The organism is Gemmatimonas sp. (assembly GCF_027531815.1).
Classification (GTDB): domain Bacteria; phylum Gemmatimonadota; class Gemmatimonadetes; order Gemmatimonadales; family Gemmatimonadaceae; genus Gemmatimonas.
On record NZ_JAPZSK010000002.1, the window covers coordinates 323,591 to 346,411 of the forward strand.

At 67.3% G+C, this 22,821-nt stretch carries 18 protein-coding genes; 11 read left to right on the plus strand and 7 right to left on the minus strand.

The window, feature by feature from the left end; all coding sequences use genetic code 11:
• Positions 1–10 precede the first annotated feature (10 nt).
• Positions 11–1,372 carry a hypothetical protein gene (locus tag O9271_RS02550; protein ID WP_298265907.1) on the plus strand — a complete coding sequence of 454 codons (1,362 nt, stop codon included), beginning with the start codon at positions 11–13 and terminating at the stop codon, positions 1,370–1,372.
• A 69-nt stretch (positions 1,373–1,441) separates the two neighbouring features.
• Here O9271_RS02550 and O9271_RS02555 read toward each other — a convergent pair whose 3' ends face one another.
• On the minus strand, positions 1,442–2,422 hold the full coding sequence (locus O9271_RS02555) for an aldolase/citrate lyase family protein (RefSeq protein ID WP_298265909.1): 981 nt from the start codon (positions 2,420–2,422) through the stop codon (positions 1,442–1,444).
• Between the two features lie 274 nt (positions 2,423–2,696).
• Between O9271_RS02555 and O9271_RS02560 the strand changes: the two genes are divergently transcribed.
• Genes O9271_RS02560 through O9271_RS02570 form a run of 3 tightly spaced genes read left to right on the plus strand, consistent with a single transcriptional unit; the run spans position 2,697 to position 8,698 of the window.
• On the plus strand, positions 2,697–5,309 hold the full coding sequence (locus tag O9271_RS02560; protein ID WP_298265911.1) for a DUF1592 domain-containing protein: 2,613 nt from the start codon (positions 2,697–2,699) through the stop codon (positions 5,307–5,309).
• Positions 5,310–5,343: 34 nt separating this feature from the next.
• Positions 5,344–6,735, plus strand: coding sequence for a DUF1552 domain-containing protein (locus O9271_RS02565; RefSeq protein WP_298265913.1), 1,392 nt, complete (start codon positions 5,344–5,346; stop codon positions 6,733–6,735).
• Positions 6,728–8,698 carry an ankyrin repeat domain-containing protein gene (locus O9271_RS02570; protein ID WP_298265915.1) on the plus strand — a complete coding sequence of 657 codons (1,971 nt, stop codon included), beginning with the start codon at positions 6,728–6,730 and terminating at the stop codon, positions 8,696–8,698. Before O9271_RS02565 ends, O9271_RS02570 begins: the two co-directional genes overlap by 8 nt.
• A 42-nt stretch (positions 8,699–8,740) precedes the next feature.
• Here O9271_RS02570 and O9271_RS02575 read toward each other — a convergent pair whose 3' ends face one another.
• A complete protein-coding gene (locus O9271_RS02575) occupies positions 8,741–8,986 on the minus strand; it encodes a zinc ribbon domain-containing protein (RefSeq protein ID WP_298265917.1) in 246 nt (81 codons plus the stop codon).
• A gap of 96 nt (positions 8,987–9,082) precedes the next feature.
• On the opposite strand from O9271_RS02575, the gene O9271_RS02580 reads away from it, so the two are divergent.
• Positions 9,083–9,556: a RidA family protein gene (locus tag O9271_RS02580; RefSeq protein WP_298265919.1), complete on the plus strand. Its 474-nt coding sequence runs from the start codon at positions 9,083–9,085 to the stop codon at positions 9,554–9,556.
• 22 nt (positions 9,557–9,578) lie between these two features.
• Here the strand turns inward: O9271_RS02580 and O9271_RS02585 are convergent, their stop codons facing one another.
• The gene (locus O9271_RS02585; protein ID WP_298265921.1) at positions 9,579–10,760 is read right to left on the minus strand and encodes a hypothetical protein; all 1,182 of its coding nucleotides are present in this window, start codon (positions 10,758–10,760) and stop codon (positions 9,579–9,581) included.
• 167 nt (positions 10,761–10,927) lie between these two features.
• Here O9271_RS02585 and O9271_RS02590 point away from each other — a divergent pair, with 167 nt between their 5' ends.
• A complete protein-coding gene (locus tag O9271_RS02590; RefSeq protein WP_298265923.1) occupies positions 10,928–12,739 on the plus strand; it encodes a HupE/UreJ family protein in 1,812 nt (603 codons plus the stop codon).
• Positions 12,736–14,940 (plus strand): PQQ-binding-like beta-propeller repeat protein, encoded by a 2,205-nt coding sequence (locus O9271_RS02595; protein ID WP_298265926.1) that lies wholly within the window; start codon positions 12,736–12,738, stop codon positions 14,938–14,940. The genes O9271_RS02590 and O9271_RS02595 overlap by 4 nt, the downstream gene beginning before the upstream one ends.
• Before the next feature lie 130 nt (positions 14,941–15,070).
• Here the strand turns inward: O9271_RS02595 and O9271_RS02600 are convergent, their stop codons facing one another.
• From O9271_RS02600 to O9271_RS02615, 4 genes are read right to left on the minus strand one after another with little or no spacing between them, the layout of a single operon-like run.
• A complete protein-coding gene (locus O9271_RS02600) occupies positions 15,071–16,108 on the minus strand; it encodes a hypothetical protein (protein ID WP_298265928.1) in 1,038 nt (345 codons plus the stop codon).
• Positions 16,109–16,156: 48 nt separating this feature from the next.
• Positions 16,157–16,948, minus strand: coding sequence for an ATP-binding cassette domain-containing protein (locus O9271_RS02605; RefSeq protein ID WP_343213860.1), 792 nt, complete (start codon positions 16,946–16,948; stop codon positions 16,157–16,159).
• On the minus strand, positions 16,927–17,868 hold the full coding sequence (locus O9271_RS02610; RefSeq protein WP_298265932.1) for an ABC transporter permease: 942 nt from the start codon (positions 17,866–17,868) through the stop codon (positions 16,927–16,929). Before O9271_RS02610 ends, O9271_RS02605 begins: the two co-directional genes overlap by 22 nt.
• Positions 17,865–18,857, minus strand: coding sequence for a sugar ABC transporter substrate-binding protein (locus O9271_RS02615; RefSeq protein ID WP_343213864.1), 993 nt, complete (start codon positions 18,855–18,857; stop codon positions 17,865–17,867). The genes O9271_RS02610 and O9271_RS02615 overlap by 4 nt, the downstream gene beginning before the upstream one ends.
• Positions 18,858–19,032: 175 nt before the next feature.
• On the opposite strand from O9271_RS02615, the gene O9271_RS02620 reads away from it, so the two are divergent.
• From O9271_RS02620 to O9271_RS02635, 4 genes are read left to right on the plus strand one after another with little or no spacing between them, the layout of a single operon-like run.
• On the plus strand, positions 19,033–20,379 hold the full coding sequence (locus tag O9271_RS02620; RefSeq protein WP_298265936.1) for an MATE family efflux transporter: 1,347 nt from the start codon (positions 19,033–19,035) through the stop codon (positions 20,377–20,379).
• Positions 20,380–20,432: 53 nt separating this feature from the next.
• Positions 20,433–20,840, plus strand: coding sequence for a hypothetical protein (locus O9271_RS02625; protein WP_298265938.1), 408 nt, complete (start codon positions 20,433–20,435; stop codon positions 20,838–20,840).
• Complete coding sequence (locus O9271_RS02630) at positions 20,837–21,391, plus strand: hypothetical protein (protein WP_298265940.1); 555 nt, start codon at positions 20,837–20,839, stop codon at positions 21,389–21,391. Before O9271_RS02625 ends, O9271_RS02630 begins: the two co-directional genes overlap by 4 nt.
• A gap of 48 nt (positions 21,392–21,439) precedes the next feature.
• Positions 21,440–22,693 carry a M20/M25/M40 family metallo-hydrolase gene (locus O9271_RS02635; RefSeq protein ID WP_298265942.1) on the plus strand — a complete coding sequence of 418 codons (1,254 nt, stop codon included), beginning with the start codon at positions 21,440–21,442 and terminating at the stop codon, positions 22,691–22,693.
• Positions 22,694–22,821 lie beyond the last annotated feature (128 nt).

The window sequence follows — 22,821 nt, forward strand, 5'->3', positions numbered from 1 at the left end:
ATTCCCCTTCGTGACTCGTCGATTCCTCCGTCCGGCGAGTGCAGCATTCCTCGCGGTCGGTGTGGCGGCGGGGTGCACCACCGATACGCTCGAGATCACCGATCCCGACGTGCTCAACGTCGACGCTTACTCCACGGCCGCCGGGGCGACGCCGCTGCGGCTTGGCGTCATCCAGGACTTCCAGAACGTCTTCAGCGGGAACGTCAATCTGGATAACGTGATCGTCGTGACCGGCAACGTCTCCGACGAGCTGTACTCCACCGATACGTTCGACGACCGCCTGTTCCCCAATCAGCGGGCGATGAACGACAACCTGCCGGCGCTGGACGCCTTCTACCGCAACCTGCACCGCGCCCGGTCGGGCGCGACACGTACCATCAACGTGCTGCGGCGCGTGGCGCCCACGCCGGTGCAGAACATCGGCGAGATGTACGGCGTGCGCGGCTTTACCGAGACGCTCTTCGCCGAGACCTACTGCTCGGGGGTGCCGTTCTCCGAGGAGACCGACTCGGGCACGCAGTTCGGTGATCCGCAAACCACCACGCAGATCTACGCCCGGGCCCTTGCCAGCTTCGACTCGGCGTTGGCGAGTAGCGGCACCGACACGCGCGTGCAGAACATTGCTCGCATTGGCCGCGGCCGTGTGCTGCTCAACCAGGGGCGCTTCGACGATGCGGCAGCCGCCGTGTCGGCGGTGCCCACGAACTTTGCGTGGGTCACGGCGCACTCCACCGGGTCGCCGCGTCAGGAGAACGGCATGTGGCACGCGCTCACCGTGCCCAATTCACGCTACGCCATCGTGCTCCCCGACGCGCAGGGGCGCGGCGAGGGGCTCAACGGTGTCGCGTTCCTCACCTCGCCCGCCGACCCGCGTATCCCGTGGGTGCCGTCCACCCGCACCGGGTTCAATGGCTCCAGCCGTAACCTCCCCACGCAGCTCAAGTACGACCGTACCACCGGGGCAGTGGTGGCCAACGGCATCGAGGCGCGCCTGATCGAACTCGAGGCGCGTGTACGCCGCGATAACCAGGCCGATCGTGACGCGGTGTTCGCCGGGCTCAACAACCTCCGCGCCACGGCCATCTCGCCGGCCATGGCTCCGTTGCCGGGGTCGGCGCCCACCACGCAGGCAGCGGCGGTTTCGCTGCTCTTCGAGGAGCGCGCCAAGTGGCTGTATCTCACCGGCCACCGCCTGGGCGACCTGCGTCGCCTCGTGCGGCAGTACGGCCGTGCGGCCAACACGGTGTTCCCCACCGGCAACCTGCCGGCGCCGCTGGCCGGCGTGTACGGCAACGACGTGAATCTCCCCATCCCCTTCGACGAAAGGAACAACCCGAAGGCGACGGCGGGCTGCCTCGACCGCAACCCGTAAAGACCACGCCGACATGCACGAAGGGCCGCCGGACACTGTCCGGCGGCCCTTCGTGTTTCGCGCCTACGCTCAGCGACCGCTGGCCGCGCGACCGAGATCCACCGCCTTGAACCCCTGCTCGCCCCAACCAATCACGAAAACGCTGAAGCCCTCCTTCATGCGCTTCTCGATGTCCGGTGCGCCAGCGGGATAACCACACGGTACCTTGAACTCCTTGCAGGCAGCCAGCACACTCTGAATGGCCGCCTCCCACGCCGCTTCGTCAAACTTCCGCTGACCGTTCGCATCGGTGGTGGTGAACACCCCACGCAGGGTGCCGGCACCGGGGAAGAGCACACCCACGCCGGGCACGGCGGCGATCTCGCGAATGTGAGCGAGTCCTTCCTTGCTCTCCACGATGGTGAAGGTGTACAGCTCACCCTTGGGATTGAGCGGCCAGAGATCGGCCTTCTCCCGGTACTCCTTGTCGCTCATCCCCCAGCGAGCGGGCGCGGCGCCAACGTCGTCGGCACGGGTGCCCCCGTTGCTCTTGAAGCGTACGGCTGCGATCCCCTTCTTGAGCTCGTCAGCGTTGAGCACGTCCACGAACACGATGCCCATGACGCCCTCGTTCAACTGCTTGCCAATACGGGCCGTGGCCACGGCCGGATCGGGGGCAATCTCCGGCGTCTTTACGAACACCGGATGCGTGAGGCGCGGGGCCTTGCCCTTGCTCAGGGCGCCGCCGTCGGCCAGCGCCTTGGCGAATTCGGTGAAGGGCGGGTACGTCTGGTCGAAGTTGTACTCCATAGTGCCTTCGAAGACGTAATCCAGCTTCTTGTACGCCAGCGCCTCCGCCGCCAACTGGCTCATGCTTTTCACCGAGTCGGCCGGCGGTGCCGGCTGCCCGGGGCGCGCACGGCGATTGGCCGGGGCATAGAGCCCGAACACCGGCTTCCCGGCGGCTACGAGGTCGATGACCGGGTTGAGCCGCTGCGCCTGCACGGGCGCGGAAGGAATGAGGCCAAGGCTCAGGGCGGCCGAGGCGGACAGCATCCAGCGTGATCGCACGAACTCCTCCAGGTAGGGTGGGAGGGGGAGGGGGAGGGCCGCGGCCCGGCGGGTGTTGGCGGCGGCGTACAGCAACCTGCAGCTGCTCTAATCCACCCCAACGGCCGAGGGAGCACAAGCGCTGAGGGCAGGCGGCCTTCGGCACCGGGAGCCATGTTCCCGTCGTTGAACACTTTGGCCATCTTGGTCGTATCTTTGTTGTAAGCATTTTCGGGGGCGCGATCCCACCGGCGCCCCCACCCGACCACACCCGCCTGAGCCTGGAGGCCCGGGGATGAAGTCGTTGGTAGCTGCTGGTGCCGGTTGTGTGGCGCTGCTCGCCTTGACCACCGTGGATCGTCCCGAGGGCACGACGCCGTCGGGTGAGTCGCGCCAGTCGGCAAGCTCGGTGCCCGTGACTGCCACCTCCTACGATCTGTCGTTTGTGAATGCGGCCGCCGATCCTGTGCGGGGCAGCATCACCCGGGCCAATCGTCGCGCCGGACATCCGGTGCTCAAGCCGGCCGGCGCCACCATGACGGCTGCCGCGCTGGGTGAGGTGGTCAAGAAAACATGCGCCGGCTGCCACAGCGATCAGCGCCGTCAGGGTAACCTGTCGCTGCAGAATCTCGATCTGGCCACCATTGGGCAGACCGCCCCGGAAGTGGCCGAGAAGATGATCAACAAGCTCCGCACCGGCATGATGCCGCCACCGGGGCGCGCGAAGCCGGGTGGTGACACGCTGCAGATCCTGCTGGAATCGATCGAGCGCACTATGGACGCGCGCTACGCGGCCGATCCGAACCCGGGAACCCGCACCTTCCAGCGGCTCAATCGGGCGGAGTACGAGCGTGCCGTGAAGGACGTGCTTTCTCTGGACATCCGGGCCGACTCGTGGCTGCCGCTGGACACGAAGAGCGCGAACTTCGACAACATCGCCGACGTGCAGCTGCCCTCGGCCACGCTGCTCGACTCCTATCTCGACGCGGCCAGTGAAATTGCCCGTCTTGCCGTGGGCGACCCCAAGGCGAGCGTCTCCACCAGCACCTTCAAGATTGCGCGACTCGCGTCGCAGCTGGACCAGGTGGATGGCGCACCGATCGGGACGCGCGGTGGCGCGGCGGTCACGCACACCTTCCCCGCCGACGGCGAATACGTCTTCGCCATTACGCTGCACGCCATTCCCACCGGCCAGCTGTTCGCCTCCACCGCGCCCTTCGACGAAAAGATCGAAGTGTCGGTGAACGGCGAGCGCGTGGCGCTGCTCGATATCGATCGAGGCATGTCGCAGGCCGATCCGCAGGGCATGGAGATCCGGACCAAGCCGGTCCCCATCCGCGCGGGTCCGCAGCGCATCGCCGCCACCTTCGTGCGCACCTTCGAAGGGCCGGTGAACGACAACATCACGCCGCTCGGGCACAGCATCGCCGATACGCAAATCGGGGCGCAGGCTGGCATTACCGTGCAGGCGCACATCCAGAACTTCGCGGTCACGGGGCCATACAACCCCACCGGTGTCTCCGACACGCCCACGCGCCGTCGCATCTTCAGCTGCCGTCCCTTGTCGGCACCCGAAGCGCGGCCTTGCGCCGAGAAGATCCTGACCCGGTTGGGCGCGCAGGCGTACCGTCGCCCCATGCAGGCCAACGATCTCAAGGGGCTGCTGGCGTTCTACGATGAAGGCGCGAAGGCCGGTGGCTTCGAGATCGGCATCCGCACGGCGCTCGAAGCGATGCTGTCGAGCCCGCACTTCATCTTCCGCATCGAGGAAGTGCCGGTGGCGGCCAAGGGGCGTGTGCCGGTGAGCGGTGTGGACCTCGCGTCACGTCTCTCGTTCTTCCTCTGGGGCGCTCCGCCTGACTCGCAGCTGGTGGCGCTGGGGCGCTCGGGGCGTCTGGCCGACACCACGGTGCTGCTGGCCCAGACGAAGCGCATGCTCGCGGACCCGCGCAGCGAGGCGCTGGCCACTCGCTTCGCCTCCCAGTGGCTCCGGTTGCAGGACATCGAGCTGGTGCACCCCGACGCCAACCAGTTCCCCGACTTCCGCGAGCAGCTGGCCAAGGAGATGCGCCGCGAGACGGAGCTGTTCTTCTACGCCCTCGTGCGCGAGAACCGCAGCCTGCTCGACCTGTTCACGGCCAACTACACGTACCTGAACGAATCGCTGGCCAAGCACTATGACATTCCGGGGGTGGTCGGCAACGACTTCCGCCGGGTCACGTATCCGGCCGGGTCGCCGCGCAGCGGCATTCTGGGGCACGGGAGTGTGCTCACACTCACGTCGGTGGCCAATCGCACCTCGCCGGTGCTGCGAGGCAAGTGGGTGATGGAGGTGCTCATGGGCTCCCCGCCGCCGCCGCCGCCGCCGAACGTACCGGACCTCGAGGAGACCAAGGGGGCGCAGGAAGGGCGTCTGCTCACCACGCGTGAGCGCATGGAAATCCACCGCGCCAACGCCACCTGCAAGTCGTGTCACCAGTTCATCGATCCCATTGGTCTGGCGCTCGACAACTTCGATGTGATGGGACGCTGGCGCATTCGTGAGAATGGCTCTGCGCTGGATACGCGCGGCGACTATTACGACGGCACGCAGATCACGAACCCCACGGAGCTGCAGCGGGCGTTGCTCAAGCGGCCGGTGCCACTCATGCGGTCGTTCACGCAGAACCTCATGGCGTATGCGCTGGGACGTCGTGTGGAGTGGTACGATGCACCAACCGTGCGCCGCATCGAAGCAGCCGCGCGCCCGAACAATTATCGCCTCAACGATTTCATCCTCGGGGTGGTGAAGAGCGATGCCTTCCGCATGCGGAAGGTGGTGGCAGAGCAGCCGAGCAAGGCCGCGCCTGCCACGACCGCTCCCGCCGCTCCCGCCTCGAAAGCCCCGGCCGCCGGCCGCGGGCGCTGATCCCCAACATACCAATACGACCGGAGACCGACCGATGTATTTCCTGACCGGAAAGGCCATGCCGCGCCGTCAGTTCATGCAGGGGATGAGCGCCACCATCGCCCTGCCGTATCTCGACGCCATGATTCCCACGGGCCGCGGGGCCTTCGGCAGCGCCAAGCAGGCACCACGCCTGGTGGCCATCGAGATGGTGCACGGGGCGGCCGGCTGCAACGAGTGGGGCGCCAAGATGAACCTGTGGTCGCCAGCGGCCACCGGAAAGCAGTACGATCTCGCCCCCACGGCGCTCTCCTCCCTGGAGCAGTACCGCGACTATCTCACGATCGTCAGCAATACCGACGCGCGCGAAGCCGAGCCCACCTCGCCCAACGAGATCGGCGGTGATCACTTCCGCTCGAGTGCGGTGTTCCTCACGCACATGCATCCCCGGCAGACGGAAGGCTCGGATGTGAAGGTGGGCACGTCGCTCGACCAGATGTACGCGCAGCGGTTCGGACAGGACACGCCCATCCCGTCCATGCAGCTGTGCATCGAAAACGTCGATCAGGCCGGTGGCTGCGCGTATGGCTATGCCTGCGTGTACACCGACTCCATCAGCTGGGCCTCACCGTCGGAGCCGCTGCCGGTCATCCGTGACCCCCGCGTCGCCTTCGAGAAGCTGTTCGGCGTGGGCGGCACGAGTGCCGAGCGCGCCGAGCGTCGGCGCACGCGTCGCAGCATCCTCGACTTCGTGTCGGGGGAGATGGCGTCGCTCAAGGGGGCGCTGGGGCCTGAGGACAAGGTGCGGCTCGATCGCTACCTCACCGACATTCGTGAGGTGGAGCGCCGCATTCAGCGTGTGGAAGCGCGCAACAGCAGCGGGGAAGTACGCGAGCTGCCCGAAGCGCCGGCCGGCGTGCCCGACTCTTTCGCCGAACATGTGAAGCTCATGTTCGACATTCAGGCGCTGGCGTTCGCGGCCGACATCACGCGCGTCTTCTCGTTCAAGATGGGACGCGACGGGTCCAGCCGCACCTATCCGGAGAGCGGCACCGACAAGCCGTTCCACCCGGCGTCGCACCATGGCGGCACGGAGCGCGGGGTGAAGGACTTCAACATGATCAACAAGTACCACGTGTCGATGCTGCCGTACTTCCTCGACAAGCTCAAGAGCATTCAGGAAGGCGAGAGCAACATGCTGGACAAGACGATGATCATTTACGGGTCGCCCATGGGCGACTCGAACCTGCACAATCATCGCCGCTGCCCGCTCATCGTGTTGGGCAAGGCAGAGAACCGCCTGGCCGGCAACCTCCACATCAAGGCGCCCGACGGGACGCCCATGGCGAACGCCATGCTGAGCATGATGCACACGCTCGGACTCGACGACATGACGACGTTCGGCGACAGCAACGGCATCCTCAACCTGAATGCCGCCAATGCCTGACCTCACCCATGGGGCTCGACGCCGGCTGCCGGGCCGCATGCGTGCCGCGGCGGTGTGCGGCGCCTGCGCGTCGGTGGTGCTGCTGTCGGCGGCCCGTCCATCTGAAGGGGCACGTGGTGGCTACACCACGCACGGGGTGCGCAATCCGGTGGAGGCGCCGCTCGCCGATGCCGTGATGCGCGGCGATACGGCGCGCGTCCGCGCCCTGCTCAAGCAGGGAGTGGATGTGAACGCGGCGCAGCCCGACGGCATGTCTCCGTTGCACTGGGCGGCGCAGCGCGGTGATCTGTCGTCGGCGCAGGTGCTGGTGTATGCGGGCGCGCGTGTCGATGCGCTCACGCGCAACGGCAATTACACGCCGTTGCACATCGCGGCGCGCGAAGGGCGCGCGGCGGTAGTGAAGCTGCTGCTCACCAGCGGGGCCGATCCCCTGGCCGTTACCAGCACCGGTGGCGCGACGGCGCTGCACTTTGCCGCCGGCCATGGCGACGCCGAAAGCGTGCGCGCCGTGCTGGACAGGAAGGTCCCGGTGGATGTGCGTGAGACGGCCTGGGGGCAGACGCCGCTCATGTGGGCGGCCGCGTATGGTCGGGTGGCGGCCATCGATGTGCTCATCAAGGCCGGCGCTGGTCTCGAGGCGGCGTCGAAGATCGAGGATATTCCCAAGCAGGAGCGGGAAATCCGCACACAGCTCATTGCGCGCACCCGCCGCGTGGCCGCCCTCAAGTCGGCCGACTCGCCGTTCGCGCCCAGCACCGTGACCCCCAACCTGCCGGTGGGGTCCGGGCCGGTCACGGCGAGCCCCGCGCCCGCCGCCCCCGTAACTGTGGCCCCCGCTGCACCGGCACCCGCTGCTCCAGCGCCCGCCGCACCGGCGTCTGCGGCACCGGCCGCGCGTCCCGCACCGCGTGCCTCTGGCGATTCGGCACGTCCCGCCACCGGGTTCCAGCAGCGCGGTCCCTCCTACGGGGAACTCATCGGCAACAAGGGCGGCCTCACGCCACTGCTCTTTGCCGTGCGCGAAGGCCATGTGGAAGCGGTGCGCCGGCTGCTCGATGCGGGCGCCAACATCAACCACGTCAGCGAAGGCGATCACTCGTCGCCGCTGCTCATGGCGGCCATCAACGGCCGCTTCGATCTGGCCAAGCTGCTGCTCGATCGTGGCGCCGAGGTGAAGCTGGCCAGCGATGCCGGGGCCACGGCGCTCTACGCCGTGATCAACACGCAGTGGGCGCCCAAGTCGCTCTATCCGCAGCCCACCGCGCAGTTGCAGCAGCAGGTCACGCACCTCGAGCTCATGGAGCAGATGCTCAAGGCCGGCGCCGATCCCAACGTGCGCCTCAAGAAGCATCTCTGGTTCATGTCGTACAACTTCGACCTGCTCGGCGTGAACACCGTGGGGGCAACGCCGTTCTGGCGCGCCGCCTACGGGCTGGATGTGCCGGCCATGAAGCTGCTGGTGCAGTACAAGGCCGATCCCACCATCCCCACGATCAAGCCGCTCGGGCGCTTGCCAGGAGATGACGCGCCGGAAGAAGGCGCGGCCGGTGCCACCGACCCTTCCGGTTTGCCGCCCGTGCCTGATGGCGGGCCGGGGGTGTATCCCATCCACGCCGCCTCGGGTGTGGGGTACGGTGAAGGGTACGCGGCCAACTCGCATCGCCACGCCCCCGATGCGTGGATGCCGGCGGTGAAGTACCTGCTGGAAGAGCTCAAGGCCGATCCCAACGCGCGCGATCACAACGGGTACAACCCGCTGCATCATGCCGCCGCGCGCGGGGACAACGAGCTCATTCAGTATCTCATGAGCAAGGGCACCGACGTGAAGGCGATGAGCCGCCGCGGGCAGACCACGGCCGACATGGCCAACGGCCCCGTGCAGCGCATCCCCCCCTTCCTGGAAACGGTGGAGCTGCTGGTCAAGCTGGGATCGAAGAACAGCAACAAGTGCCGCAGCTGCTGATCTTCAGCTGCTGACCAGCAATCGCTGAGAAGCGGTTGCCGGTCAGTCGTCGTGACTGAGCTCGTACTGGCGCTGGGCGTGCATACGCTCAGCGCCTTGTGCTTGGTCCCGCCGCTTGGCCGCCTGCATGGCCTTGGCCTGTGTACCAGATGTTTTGATGGCGGGGAGCGCGAGCTGCCGTTCGAGGGTCACACTGCCGCAGGCGGGGCAGGAGGGGACGGCGCTGCCGCGTACCAGCGTCTCGAACGCATGCTGGCAGGAGGTGCAGACGAAGTCGAACATCGGCATATTGGCCGTATCTCCCTGGTGTCCGGTATCGGGTTCCAGATCTTCGCGACAACGAGCTCCATCCCGGAGCCTTACGCAATCCCCGGAGGAAATGCGATGCGTGCAGTACGCCCCGTTTCGAAGTCATCGGTCACGCCAACGGTCGCCGCGCTGGCCCTCTCAATCCTCGCCGCCGCCCCGCTCTCGGCGCAAGCGTCGGGCGCCCGGACGCCGGTGGTGGGGGAAGGGCAGCGCATCACCGCCACGCTGAGCCCCGGCATTCGCGTGGGCAACCAGCTCTTTGCCTCGGGCCAGCTGGGTACCAGCCCGAACGACACCACCATTGCCGGCCAGACCACGCGCGCGCTGGAGAGCACGGAAAAGGTGTTCAAGGCAGCCGGCACGACGCTGGCGGCCGCGGCGACCAAGTGCACGGTGTTTCTCACCGATGTGAAGGACTTTCAGGGGATGAACGGCGCCTACACCAAGTTCTTCCCCAGCAACCCGCCGGCGCGCTCCACCGTGGTGGTGGCGGCGCTGGTGGTTCCCAACGCCAAGGTCGAGATCGAGTGCCAGGGGATCATCCCCTGACACCCGATCGGTCAGGGCGTGGTCAGCGGCCGGTAGGCCACACCACGCCCTGGCTGCCGCGCGGCACCGCGCCAATGCCCTTGTAGCGGAACTTCTGTACGCGCTTCCCCTCGTAGGTTTCCGTGGTGTACACGTTGCCCTTCGAGTCGGTGGCAATGCTGTGTACGGCGAAGAACTGCCCAGGCTGGCGACCGCCGTCGCCAAACCAGGTGAGAATTTCGAGCGACTGGCGGTCCATCACGTACACCCGCTCGTTCTTGCCGTCGGCCAGGTAGAGGTACTTCTGCTGCGGGTCGCGCGAGAAGGCGATGTCCCACACCGAACCGTCGCCCCGCGTTTCCTTGGCCACGCGCACTTCCTTCACGAACTTGCCGTCCTTCTGGAACACCTGGATGCGATCGTTGGGGCGGTCGCACACGTACACCATGCCGTCGTTCGTGGGTTCGGCGCAGTGTACCGGGTTGCGGAACTGCTGCACCAGCGGCGCCGACGGGTCGTAGGGCGGGAGTCGCGCGTCGTCGGGCTTGTTGCCGTAGGCGCCCCAGTAGCGCTTGATGCGCCCGCTGTTCACGTCGATCACGGCCACGCGCTTGTTGCCGTAGCCATCGGCCACGTACGCCTCACCGGCCTTCGGGTCGAAGGTGATCTTGGCCACCCGCCCGAAGTGCGACGTGTCATTGCTGTTGGCGGCCTGCTTGGGGGCGCCGTACTGCGCGAGGAACTTGCCGTCGTGCGAGAACTTGAGGATCTGCGAATCCATGGCGCCGTTGCCGCCGATCCACACGTTGTCCTTGTCGTCGATGGCCACGCCGTGGTTGGACGACGGCCAGTCGTAGCCGGCGCCCGGACCGCCCCATGCCTTCACGAGGTTGCCATCCGGGTCGAACTCGAGCACGGGCGGCGCCGAACGGCAGCACTCACCAATGGGCGGCGTGGCATTGGCCCCCGCCTCCGTGCGCTGGTTGAGCGTGGAATCACCCCGATGGATGATGAACACATGGTCGCGGCTATCCACGCCGACCCCGATGACGGAACCGAGGATCCAGTGATTGGGGAGTGGCCGCGGCCAGAGCGGATCGACCTCGAAGCGCGGCGCCTGCACCGTCTGACGGCTGTTGGCCTGCAGGACGGCCTGGGCACCGCCGAGGCCGACCAGGGCAAGCGCCAGCAAGGACCAACGGGGAGGGGGAACGAACCTCGGCATCTCGTACTCCGAAGGGGGGCGGGAGGGGCAATGCCCGTGCCGCAGGGGGTAGGCCGGCGGCGGGCCCAGCCCCGTGTGCAACGCGCATCCGGGTGGTAACTTCGTCCAACCTACCCGCCTGTTCCTCCCTGTCCAGAGACACGTTGCGCTTCGCTCGCTTCCTGTCGGTGATCGCCATCGTGGTGGCTGTCGCGCTGCCCGGTCGCGTGGCCTTGGCCCACGAGATTCCACGGCATGTGGGCGTGCGCGCCTGGATCGCGCCGCTGGCCGATCGTGTGCGCCTGCTGGTGCAGATCCCCATGGACGCCGTGCGCGACGTGGACTTCCCTCTGCGCGCCAACGAAGCGCTGGAGCTGTCGCGGGCGCAGCCGTTCCTGCGCGACGCCGCCCAGCTGTGGGTGGCCGATGCCATCACCCTGCGCGATGGCGGGCGTCCGTTGCCCGCGCCGCGGGTGCTCGCGGTGCGCGCCGCGCTTCCCGCTGATCGCGCCTTCGAGCAGTACACGTCAGCCCTCCACGCGGTCACGTCGCAGCCGCTCGCCGACTCGATCAACGTGCCACACGGGCAGCTGCGGCTGGAAGTGCTGCTCGAAGTGCCGGTCGCGTCACCCGTGCGCGATCTGGTGATTGTGCCGGCGTGGGCCAATCTGGGCGTGCGCACCACCACCGTGCTCACCCTGGTGAACACCGACGGTGCCGAACGTCGCTACGCCTTCGATGGCAATCCCGGCGAGGTGCGCGTTGATCCGCGCTGGTGGCACGCCGCGTGGATGTTCACGCAGGAAGGCATCCATCACCTGCTGCTCGGCTACGATCATCTGCTCTTCCTGCTCTGCCTGGTGCTCCCCTTCCGGCAGCTGCGGCCGCTCATCGGTATCGTCTCGGCGTTCACCGTGGCGCATTCTCTCACCCTCGTGGCGTCGGCCCTGGGCTTCGCCCCCGACGTGGCGTGGTTCCCGCCCTTCGTGGAAGTCGTGATCGCGGCGTCCATTGTGCTCATGGCCGTGGGGAATCTGCTGCGTCCGCAACTCGAGCGTCGCTGGGTGCTGGCATTCGTCTTCGGGCTCGTGCACGGCTTCGGATTCTCGTCGGCGCTGCGCGACAGTCTGCAGTTTGCCGGTCCGCACCTGCTCACGTCGCTCCTCGCCTTCAACGTGGGGGTGGAGGTGGCCCAGGTGGCGGTGCTGCTCGTGGCGGTGCCCGTGCTCGACCGCCTCTTCACCCGCATTCCAGAGCGCACAGCGATCGTCGTGGCCAGTGCGTTTGTGGCGCACGAGGCGTGGCATTGGACGCAGGAGCGTTATGCCGTGCTGGACTCGTATCCCCTCACCATGCCCGTGTTCGACGTTTCCCTGGCCGTGTTGATCGTACGTGCGCTCATGGCGCTGCTCGTGCTCGTGGGTGCCCTGTGGGCTGTTCAGGGGCTCATGGCGCGCCTGCAGCGGCGTCCGCTCGTCTCGGGCGGAGCGCCCGGTGCCCGGAATGGTGTGGTCGCGGTGCTGTTGTTCGCGGCGGTGGCGGGGCTCGTGCCCATGCGCGCCGAGGCGCAGCCGCGCACGACCATGGCCGGTGTGTATACCACCGAGCAGGCCACCAAGGGGCGCGAGGTGTTCACGAGCAATTGTCTCGGGTGCCACACCACCGCAACACACATGGGCCCCGCCTTCCAGAACAAGTGGTTCGGGCGCCCGCTGTTCGACTTGTATGACTACGTGAGTCAGGCCATGCCCAAGGCGGCACCGGGCAGTCTCACGGAAGACGAGTACGTGTGGGTCACGGCGTACATCCTGCGCCTCAACGGGATGCCCGCCGGCCGCACGGAACTCAACCCCGAGCCGGCGTGGCTCAAGGGGGTCAAGGTCGACTCCACGCTGCGCGCCGTCGGTTCGCCGAAGCAGGTTGCTCCACTGTCCCGCACGCCGTCGTTACCGCTGTTTTCGCTCGTTCCTCGCCCTCGCGCACGTACGGAGAACCCATGACCCGACGCGGTCCCCTCCCCCGAACGACCGTCACCTCCCTTGTCCTCGGGGCCGTCGTGGCCCTGGGTGGAACCGGCCGCGATCTGTTCGCGCAGGCCGCAGCCAGGCCGGCCGCCGCCGGAGGGCTGGTGCGCGGCAATGCCTTTGGTGAATGGCGCCATTGGGGTGCCGACCAGTGGAGCACGCGCTATTCGCCGCTCGACCAGATCAACGCCGACAACTTCGGCTCCCTGCAGGTGTCGTGGGAGTGGAAGGGGGGCGAAAAGCACGGGCCCGACGAGTACTACCGCACCACGCCGCTGTATGCGAACGGGCGGCTGTTCACCGTCACCTCCACCAAGCGGCACGTCGTGGCGCTGGATCCCGAGACCGGCAAGGAGCTGTGGGCGTACCGCGTGGAAGAGGGGATCCGCTGGCAGAAGGCGCCGCGGCAGTTTGCCGGCCGCGGCCTCGCCTACTGGAATCAGGCGGGCAAGGAGCGCGTGCTCGTCACCACGCCCGGATATCATCTGGTGTCGCTCGACGCGAAGACCGGCAAGCCGGACCCGCTCTTCGGCAAGCAGGGCACCGTCGACCTCATGGAGGGGCTGGGCTATCCGATGAAGAAGCTGGCCGTGGACGACAGCGGTCCGCTCATCATCTCCGACGCCGCGCCGTATCGCGAAGCCAAGCCGGGTGAAGGATGGGACCCGGTCAAGAAGATCGGCGCCGACGGCACGGTGGGCATTCTCAGCCAGATTGCCGCGAGCTCGCCGCCCATGGTGGTGGGCAACGTGCTCATCGTGGGCAACTCGTCCATTCACGGCTACTACCCCATCCGCGCGTCGAACCCCATCGGCACCATCCGCGCGTTCGACATTCCCACGGGCAAGCTGCTGTGGAAGTTCAACCTCGTGCCGCAGCCGGGGGAGTTCGGCGCCGACACATGGAAGAACGGCTCCAAGGAAGGCACCAAGGGCGTGGGCAAGACCGACGCCTGGGCTCCGTACGCTGCCGACGAAGCGTTGGGCACCGTGTACATCCCCGTGGGCATGCCGCTCATGGACGAATACGGCGGCCATCGCCCCGGCGACAATCTGTTCGGCAACTCGCTCGTGGCGCTTGACGTGAAGACGGGCAAGCGCAAGTGGCACTTCCAGATGGTGCACCACGACATCTGGGACTACGACACGCCCATGGCGCCCAACCTCATGGACGTGACCATCGACGGCAAGCCGCGCAAGATCGTGGCGCAGCCCACCAAGCAGGGGTGGCTGTACGTCTTCGATCGCATCACTGGACAGCCCATCTGGCCGATGCCGGAAACGCCGGTGCTGAAGAGCGGTGTTCCGGGTGAGGAATCGGCGGCCACGCAGCCCATTCCCACCAAGCCGGCGCCGTATTCGCAGCAGGGGCTCGTGGAGGCCGATCTCATCGACTACACGCCGGCCATTCGCGACAGTGCGCTGGCCCTGGCCAAGAAGTGCCGCATGGGTCCGTACTACATTCCGCCCGCCGCGGCCGATGGCAAGGACGCGAGCGGTTATCGGTGCGCGTGGTATGCGCCGGGCGCCAGCGGTGGCGTGAACATCGACGGCGGTGCCACCATCGACCCGGAGACGGGGAAGATCTTCGTGGCCAGCATCACGGGGCTCAGCACGGCGTCATTGCTCAACGATCCGTGCAGCGAGTTTGCCTACAGCTCACCCGCCAGCAACTGCGGGTTGCTGGGCGCGCTGCCCACGCCGGAAGGCTACAAGAAGCCGGAAAACGTGGGCTTTGCGGGCCGCGCGTCCGGCTCGATGATCGGCGGCATTTCCATCGCCAAGCCCAAGGAGTTCGGCGGGATCACGGCGTACGATCTCAAGACCGGCGACAAGAGCTGGTGGGCGCCCAATGCGGGCTTCCTCAAGCAGACGAGCCGCGATCCGCTCTTTGCGGGGGTCACGCTGCCGCCGCTGCCCGGTCGTGGCCAGGCGCAGGCCATTACCACCAAGACCCTCGTGATTTACGGAACGGGGCGCAGCGGTGGGCTGCCGGGTGAGCCGCCCAAGCTGTTCGCGCTGGACAAGGCCACCGGCAAGACCGTGGCCACCGTACAGATTCCCGCCAAGACCACCGCCGTGCCCATGACGTTCCTGCACAAGGGGCAGCAGTACATCGTGTTCGCGACCGGCGCGGAAGAGAACACGAGCCTGGTGGCGATGAAGTTGCCGAAGTAAAGACGTAGATCGCGTTCGGGCGAGGAGTTTGTAGTGTGTAGTGATAGTTGTAAGTGGTCAGTTCGACTGACGACCAAGAACTTCCACTACGAACTACAAACTCCTCAGTCCCACACGCGATATCAGCGCGTCACTTCTTCCGCTCGTACCGCTTCAGCGCCTTCTGCCCCACCTCGGCGCCGTAGATATTGCCCGCCGCATCCACCGCCACGCCTTCCGCACTCGACGTGCTGGGCGGATTCACGGCGGGGTCGGGAATGAATGCCGTCACTTCACCCGTCTTCGCACTGCCGATGCGAATGCCGCGGGTCCATGCCACGTGCGGCGGGTTCACGGAGCCGCTTTCCGAATCGGCCACGTAGATCAGGTCGTTCTTGTCGATCCAGATGCCGCTGGGGCGGCTGAACTGATACCACGTCTCGAGGATCTTGAAGTCCTTGTCGACGATCAGGATGCGATCGTTGCCGCGGTCACCGATGAAGAGGCGCCCCTTGCTGTCGAAGGCGAGGGCGTGCGGCTGATCGAGCTGCCCCTCACCCTTCCCCCAGGTGCCCCACGTCTTCTTGAGTCCGCCGTTCTTGTCGAACACGAGCACGCGCGCATTCGCGCCGGCGCGCGAGGAGTGCCCCTCGGCGACATAGATGTCGCCGTTCGACGCGGTCACGATCGCGTTGGGCTGCCAGAAGAAGGCCGTGTCGCGGCCGCCGCCCGACTTGCCGAGCGACATGAGGTAGGAACCGGTCGGGCTGAACTTGTGGATCTGGTGCCCCTTGCCCGCCGGTGCCTGCGCGGCGCCCAGCGTACAGGCGCAGTCCACCACCCAGATGTTGCCGTCGCGATCCACGTGAATGCCGTGCGGCGACAGGATCATGCCGCTGCCGAACGACGCGACGAGGTTGCCTTGCGGATCGAACTTGAGGATCGGGGCGAGAGTGGAGCCGGCGCAGTTGTTCACGCTGCACCGTTCGGCCACCCAGATGTGCTTGCCGTCCTTGTCGATGGCCACCGCGCTGGTGGAGCCCCACGTTCGGCCGTCGGGGAGCTTGGCCCACCCCTCCACGGTGGTGTAGGGATTGGGTTTGTCGTTCACCGGCGGCATAGTGGACGACGACTGGGCCGCAAGGAGGCCTGGGGCGGCGAGGGCCGCTACGAGGAGAGATGTGCGCATGCACTAAAAGTGCACTCCGAAACAACGGGACCGCAAACCGCGCTCGCGCTACCCTGACCCCGACGCTCCCGTCATGATGCCCACCGCCTCCGTCATCGTGATCTCCGCCGTATCCACCAGCGCCACCCGTCGCCCCAATCGCTGAATGTGGATGCGATCGGCCAGGTCGAACACATGCGGCATGTTGTGGCTGATGAGCACCACCGATAGTCCGCGGTCGCGCACCCGACGGATGAGATCGAGCACCATGCCGCTTTCGCGCACGCCGAGGGCCGCGGTGGGTTCGTCGAGGATCACCACGTGCCGCGCGAAGGCGGCGCTGCGGGCCACGGCGATCCCCTGCCGCTGACCGCCGGAGAGCGTCTCCACCGCCCGCGTAATGGAGCGCACGTTCACGCCGAGCGCCGCAAGTGCGTCGGCCGCTTCGCGCTGCATGCGCGGGTGATCGAGACGGCGCAGCAGCGATCCGCCAAGCCCCGGTCGCCGCAGTTCGCGCCCCAGAAACAGGTTTTCGGCAATGCTCATGGCCGGCGCGAGCGCGAGATCCTGATACACGGTCTCGATGCCGGCCGCGCGCGCGTCGGCGGGTGATGCGAAGCGCACCGGCGCGCCGTCCAGCCACAACTCACCGGAATCTGGGAGGAGCGCCCCGGACAGCGCCTTGATGAGCGACGACTTGCCGGCGCCGTTGTCGCCGATCACTGCGAGAATCTCCCCGGCGCGCACATCGAAATCGGCGCCGTCGAGTGCCACGACCTGCCCGTACTGCTTGCGGAGTGCGCGTGCCCGCAGCACGGCCTGAGCATTGCTGGCCACGCTCACGTGCTGCGTCTCGACCATTGATCGGTGGCAACGGCCAGAATGACGAGCACTCCAGTCACCAGAATCTGATAGACCGAGGAGACGCCCATGAGCGTGAGGCCATTGCGGAACACGCCCACGATGAGCGCTCCCACGAGCGACCCGAGGATGAGGCCGCGTCCACCGAAGAGACTGGTGCCCCCCAGCACCACGGCGGTGACGGTATCGAGATTCTCCGTCTGCCCCGCCTGGGGATCGCCCACGCCCGTACGCGCCACCGCGAGCAGCGACGCCACTCCATACAGGGCACCAGCGACGGTGTACACGGCAAGCAGCACCCGATTGGTGTTTATGCCCGCCAGCCGCGCGGCCTCGCGGTTGTTGCCCACCGCATAGACATGGCGCCCCGCTGCCGTCTCCCGCAGCAGCCACCAGGCCAACGCGAACAGCGCGAGCAGCAGCAGCGTGCCATAGGCCACGCGCGTCCCCAGCAGCGGCACGGTGTTGCCCAGCGCCGTCATGAGCGGTGGCAGGTCGGTGACCGTCTGCGAACGGGAGACGAGCTGGGTCAGCGCAAACGCAATGTTCATCGTGCCCAGCGTCACGATGAACGGGGGCAGAGTGATTCGCGTGACCAGCAGTCCGTTTATCAGCCCCGCCACGGTGGTCGTACCCACGCCGGCCAGGATGGCGAGCGCGGGGTGCATCCCCGACTGTCCCGCAAGCAGCGTCATGACCACGCCGCCGAGTGCCATGAGCATGCCGCACGACAGGTCGATGCCGGCGGTGAGGATGACGAGCGTCTGCCCAATGGCCAGCACCCCCACGACGGTGACCTGCTGCGCCACCAGCGAGAAGTTGCCGAGGGTGAGAAAGCGCGGGGACTGCGTGGCGAAGAAGGCGACCGCCAGGAGCAGGGCCAGCAGCGGACCCAGCGCCGCCAGGCGACGCAAGGTCACTTCGTGCCCCAGCAGCGCGCGGCGCCCTCCTCGACAGTGAGGCTTTCCACGCCGGGCAGCTTCGTGCCGGCAACGAGCGCCACGCCGGTATCGGTGAAGCCGCTGGGCTTCTTGCCGCTACGCAGGTATTCCACGCCGGCCAGCACGCCCAACTCGGCCATGCGCACCGGATACTGCTGCGCCGTCGCGGCGAAGTGCCCGGCCGCCACGTCGGCCACCCCGCGGCAGCCACCGTCTACCGTCACGATGAAGACGTCCTTCTCCCGACCGGCCTTGACCAGCGCGTTCCAGGCGCCGGCTGCGCTGGGCTCGTTGATGGCGTACACCACATTCACCTGCGGTGCGCGCTGCAGGCAGTTTTCCATGACCGTCTGGGCCTTGGCCTGATCGCCCACGCTGTCGCCCGAGCACACCACCTCGGGCGGTGCCGCGTTTTCGTTGCTCGCCCGGTCATTGGTGGCAACGCCAAGGCCCTTGAGAAAGCCGTTGTGGCGTTGGGCCCCGGTGGGATGCCCCGGCAGGAGATCGATCGTCACGGCCTGAGGGGAGGTCGTGCCCAGGCGCGCCTTGGCATAGGCGCCGATCAGCTCGCCCGCCCGATAGTTGTCGGTACCGAAGAACCCATCGGTCGCATCGATCGGATCGGCAGGGCTGTCGAGCGCGATGACCAGAACCCCCTCCTTACGGAGCCGGGTAATGGTGGGCACGATGGCTTTCGCATCGCTGGGGGAGATGAGGATGACGCGCGCCCCCGCTGCCACCTGATTCTCGATGGCGGCCACCTGGCCGGCATTGTCGCCGTCGGAACGGCCGGCACCGGAGAGTAGCGGGATGACCTGCGCCGCGGCCGTCCGCTCGGCGCCTTCCTTCATCTTCACGAAGAACGGATTGGTCTCGGTCTTGGTCACGAGGCCAATGGACCCCGGCTCGTCGGTCGCGTGGGCGCACGCAGTGAGCAGCAGCGCGCCGAGTACGCGCCAGCGGCGCATGCCACCGGCGAATGCCGATGGCGGGGGAGGGGGAGGCGCCGACGCGCGGCGCGCGGAGGGCAGGAACGGGAAGTACATGACCCGATAATCAGCAGGGCGGGCACGATGGTGGCAACCCGGCCGTGGGGGCACCCCGGTCGATTGCGCTTCGCGGGGCGCCGGCACAGGCTTGGTGATGCGCGACCTCACCACCGGCTCCATTCCCCGCCATCTCGTGCGCCTCGCCCTGCCCATGGCGCTGGGGATGATCTTCCAGACCCTCTACTACCTGGTCGATCTCTGGTTCGTGACGCGCCTGGGCGATGCCGCCGTGGCGGGAGTGAGCGCCGCCGGCAACGTGCAGTTCATCGTTATGGCGCTCACGCAGATCCTTGGTGTGGGCACGATGCCGCTCATCGCGAACGCCGTGGGGCGCAAGGATCAGCCTGATGCCAATCTGGTCTTCAACCAGAGCGTCGTGTGGGCGTTCGTGTGCGCGCTCATCACCCTCGTGGGTGGGTTCGCGTTGGCCGGTCCATACATGCAGGCGGTCGGCGCCGACGAGGCCACCCGCGCCGCCGGACTCTCGTACTTGCGGTGGTATCTGCCCGGGCTGGCGCTGCAGTTCGCGCTGGTCTCCATGGGGGCAGCGCTGCGCGGCACAGGCATCGTGAAGCCCACCATGCTCGTGCAGATCGTCACGGTGATCATGAACATCATCCTCGCGCCGGTGCTCATTGCCGGGTGGGGCACGGGCCGGCCGCTGGGCGTGGCGGGGGCGGGGCTGGCGAGTTCGGTGGCCATCGGCGTGGCGGTGCTGCTCATGGTCGTCTACTTCGCGCGGCTGGAGCACTACGTCGGCTTTCGGCGGGAGCTGCTCACGGCGCGCCGGGACGTGCTCATGCGCATGCTGCGCATTGGCGTGCCGCCTGGTGCCGAGTTTGCCCTCATGTTCCTGTTCACGGCCGTCATCTACTACGTCATTCGCGATTTCGGCTCGGCGGCGCAGGCAGGGTACGGGATTGGCTCGCGCGTCATGCAAAGCATTTTCCTGCCGGCCATGGCGGTGGCGTTCTCGGCGGCGCCCCTGGCCGGCCAGAACATGGGTGCCGGCAACATGGCCCGGGTGCGCGACACCTTCCGCTGGGCGGCGATCATGGGAAGTCTGCTCATGGCGCTGCTGACGCTGCTCTGTCAGATCCGTCCCGAACTCCTCGTACGGGGGTTCACGAGCGAGGCCGCGGTGCTGGTGGTGGCCACCGAGTTCCTGCGCACCATTTCGTGGAACTTCGTGGCGTCCGGGCTCATCTTCACCTGCAGTGGGCTGTTTCAGGCGCTGGGGAACACCGTGCCGTCACTCATCAGCAGCACATCGCGGCTCATCACCTTTGCCGTGCCGGCGCTGCTGCTGGCCCAGCGTCCGGGCTTTCGCCTGCGTCACGTCTGGGTGTTGAGTGTGGTAACCATGACCGTGCAGGCGGGGTTCACGCTCTGGCTGCTCAATGGCGAGATGCGGCGCCGCAACAGAGTTGCCGTGGGCTGATCCGCGCCACAGGTTGGAGGCACTCCCCCCTTCATGCCCACACATCCGCGTCCATGATTCGCAGCATCGTCGCCGTGGTGTCCGGCTTCGCGCTCATCGCCCTGTTGAGCATCGGCACCGATCTCGCGCTCATGACAGCCATGCCGTCGCTCTACGAGGCCGATGGCAGTACCACCAGCACCACGGTGCTGCTGCTCTCCATCGGGTACGTGGGGCTCTATGCCACGCTCGGCTGCTACCTGTGCGCTCGCCTGGCGCCCCACCGGCCCATGCAACATGCGCTGGTGCTGGGCGCGCTGGGACTCCTCTTCAACGTGGCGGGCACCGTGGCACGCTGGGACATGGCGCCCGCGTGGTTCCATCTCGTGTCCCTGACGCTCGTCATGGTGTGGGCGTGGCTGGGTGGGCGCATGCGCACGCGCGAGGTGGCGCTCATGCCCTCGCGGCCGATCACGCTGTGAGTCCCTCCTTCCCGCGCGTGTGTCTTCGCGCCGCGGCGGGCGCCGTTGCGAGCGCGCTGCTGCTGGCTGCCTGCGGCAAGACGAAGGACCTCGCGCCGTCCGACGTGGTGGTGCAGTTCTATGTGACGCTCGAGCTGAGCGGCGTGCGTGATCTGCCCGAACCACGCGCCATGCCGCCACTTGAACCGTACCTGACCCCCGAGTTGTACCGTGGGCTGCAGCGCGCCAGACACCAGCGCGACTCGGCTGCGGCGGCATCCCCCAGCGAGAAGCCCCCGTTCGCCGAGGGCAACCTGTTCAGCAGTCTCTTCGAGGGGCATTCCACGTATGTCGTGCAGAAGACCGCCGGGCGCGGCGACACGATGACCGTGCCCGTGGCGTTCTCCAACACCGACCAGAAGCCGGCCGTACAATGGACGGACACGCTGGTGGTGGTGAACACCGCCATAGGCGCCACCGAACCCCGCTGGCGCATTGCCGACGTGCGCTACGGCGGCAACTGGGAGTTCGGCTACCGCGGGTCATTGCTGCAGCTTCTCGGTACGCCCTAGGTCTCTCCTGCACTGCGCCTCGGTGCGCTTCCCTTCGCCCTCCCTCTCATGACTCGCCGACGTCGCACCTTCGCGCTGCTCGCCGCCACGTTCGGCGCATTGCCGGCAGTGGAACCGCTGTCGGCCCAGGTCCGCGTTCTCCCCAATCCTCCGGTCGTGGTGGACAGTGCGGACCCGGTGGCCCTCCTCGTGGCGCGGCTCGACCTGGAGAAGTACAAGGGCACCATCAAGGGGCTCACGCAGTTCGGTGATCGCCGTCAGGGCACCAAGCGCAACCGTGATGCGGTGGACTGGATCGAAGCCCAGCTCAAGAGCTACGGCTGCGCCAACGTCGAGCGCATCACCTACGAATACAATCCGCCTGCCTTCGCCGAGCGTCCCGCCAACGCGCCGGCAGCGGGGGCGGGCGCCGCGCCGCGCCCCGTATCCACGCAGGCCTCGGGTGGTGGTCGGGCCCGTGGCGTGCGCACGCGCGCCGGTGTGAACAACGATTCACTGGCGCAGCCGGATGCGCGGCTGCGGGCCCTCAATGCCGAGCCGAGTGTGAACGGCATGCGGCAGGAGGTGTACTGCACGAAGGTGGGGACCACGCGCCCCGACGAGATGTACATCATTGGCGGGCACATGGACGGCATCGGCTGGGGTGAGGCCGCCAACGATGATGCCTCGGGCTCGGCCATCGTGATGGAGCTGGCGCGCATCTTCTCCGACCCGGCGGTGCAGACGGAGCGGTCCATTCGCTTTGCGCTGTGGAACAACGAGGAGACGGGGCTGCAGGGCGCGCGCGCCTACATCGAGCAGCGCGCGAAGCTTCAGGGGATCGAGGAACCGCGTGGCTCGGGGAAGTACCCGGAGCCCAAGTGGCTGGGGATGATCCAGCACGACATGATGATGTTCGATCATGGCATGCCCAATCCCGACGGCACCATGCGCAAGGAGCAGCGCCCGGAGGCCGACGTGAACATCGAGTTCCAGATCAACTCCAAGCAGGCCGACGCGTCGATGAAGCTCGCGTTCGTGCTGCATCAGGCCAACAGCAAGTACGCCACCGACTATCCGGCGCAGGTGGGGCCGCACATGACCAACACCGACTCGGGGCCGTTCCAGGATCTCATCCCGGCCGTGAGCCTGCGCGAGAATGAGCGCGGCACCCAAGTGGGCAGCGGGTGGGACCCGCACTGGCACCAGCCCACGGACCTGTTCAAGACCTTCAGCGACGCGGATTTCCGGCTGGGGCTGAACGCCGCGCAGACCACACTGGGCGCGGTGGGGAAGCTGGTGGGGGCGACGCTCAAGCGGTAACGCCGGGCTGACGCGGGCAGCGCCGCCGACACCGTCTGGCCTCGTCCCAGGCTTCTCACATCGTTGGCGCCGAAGGACAGCTGAACCGGTTGGCGAAGCCGCTTGGGTGATCGAGACATGACGCATGT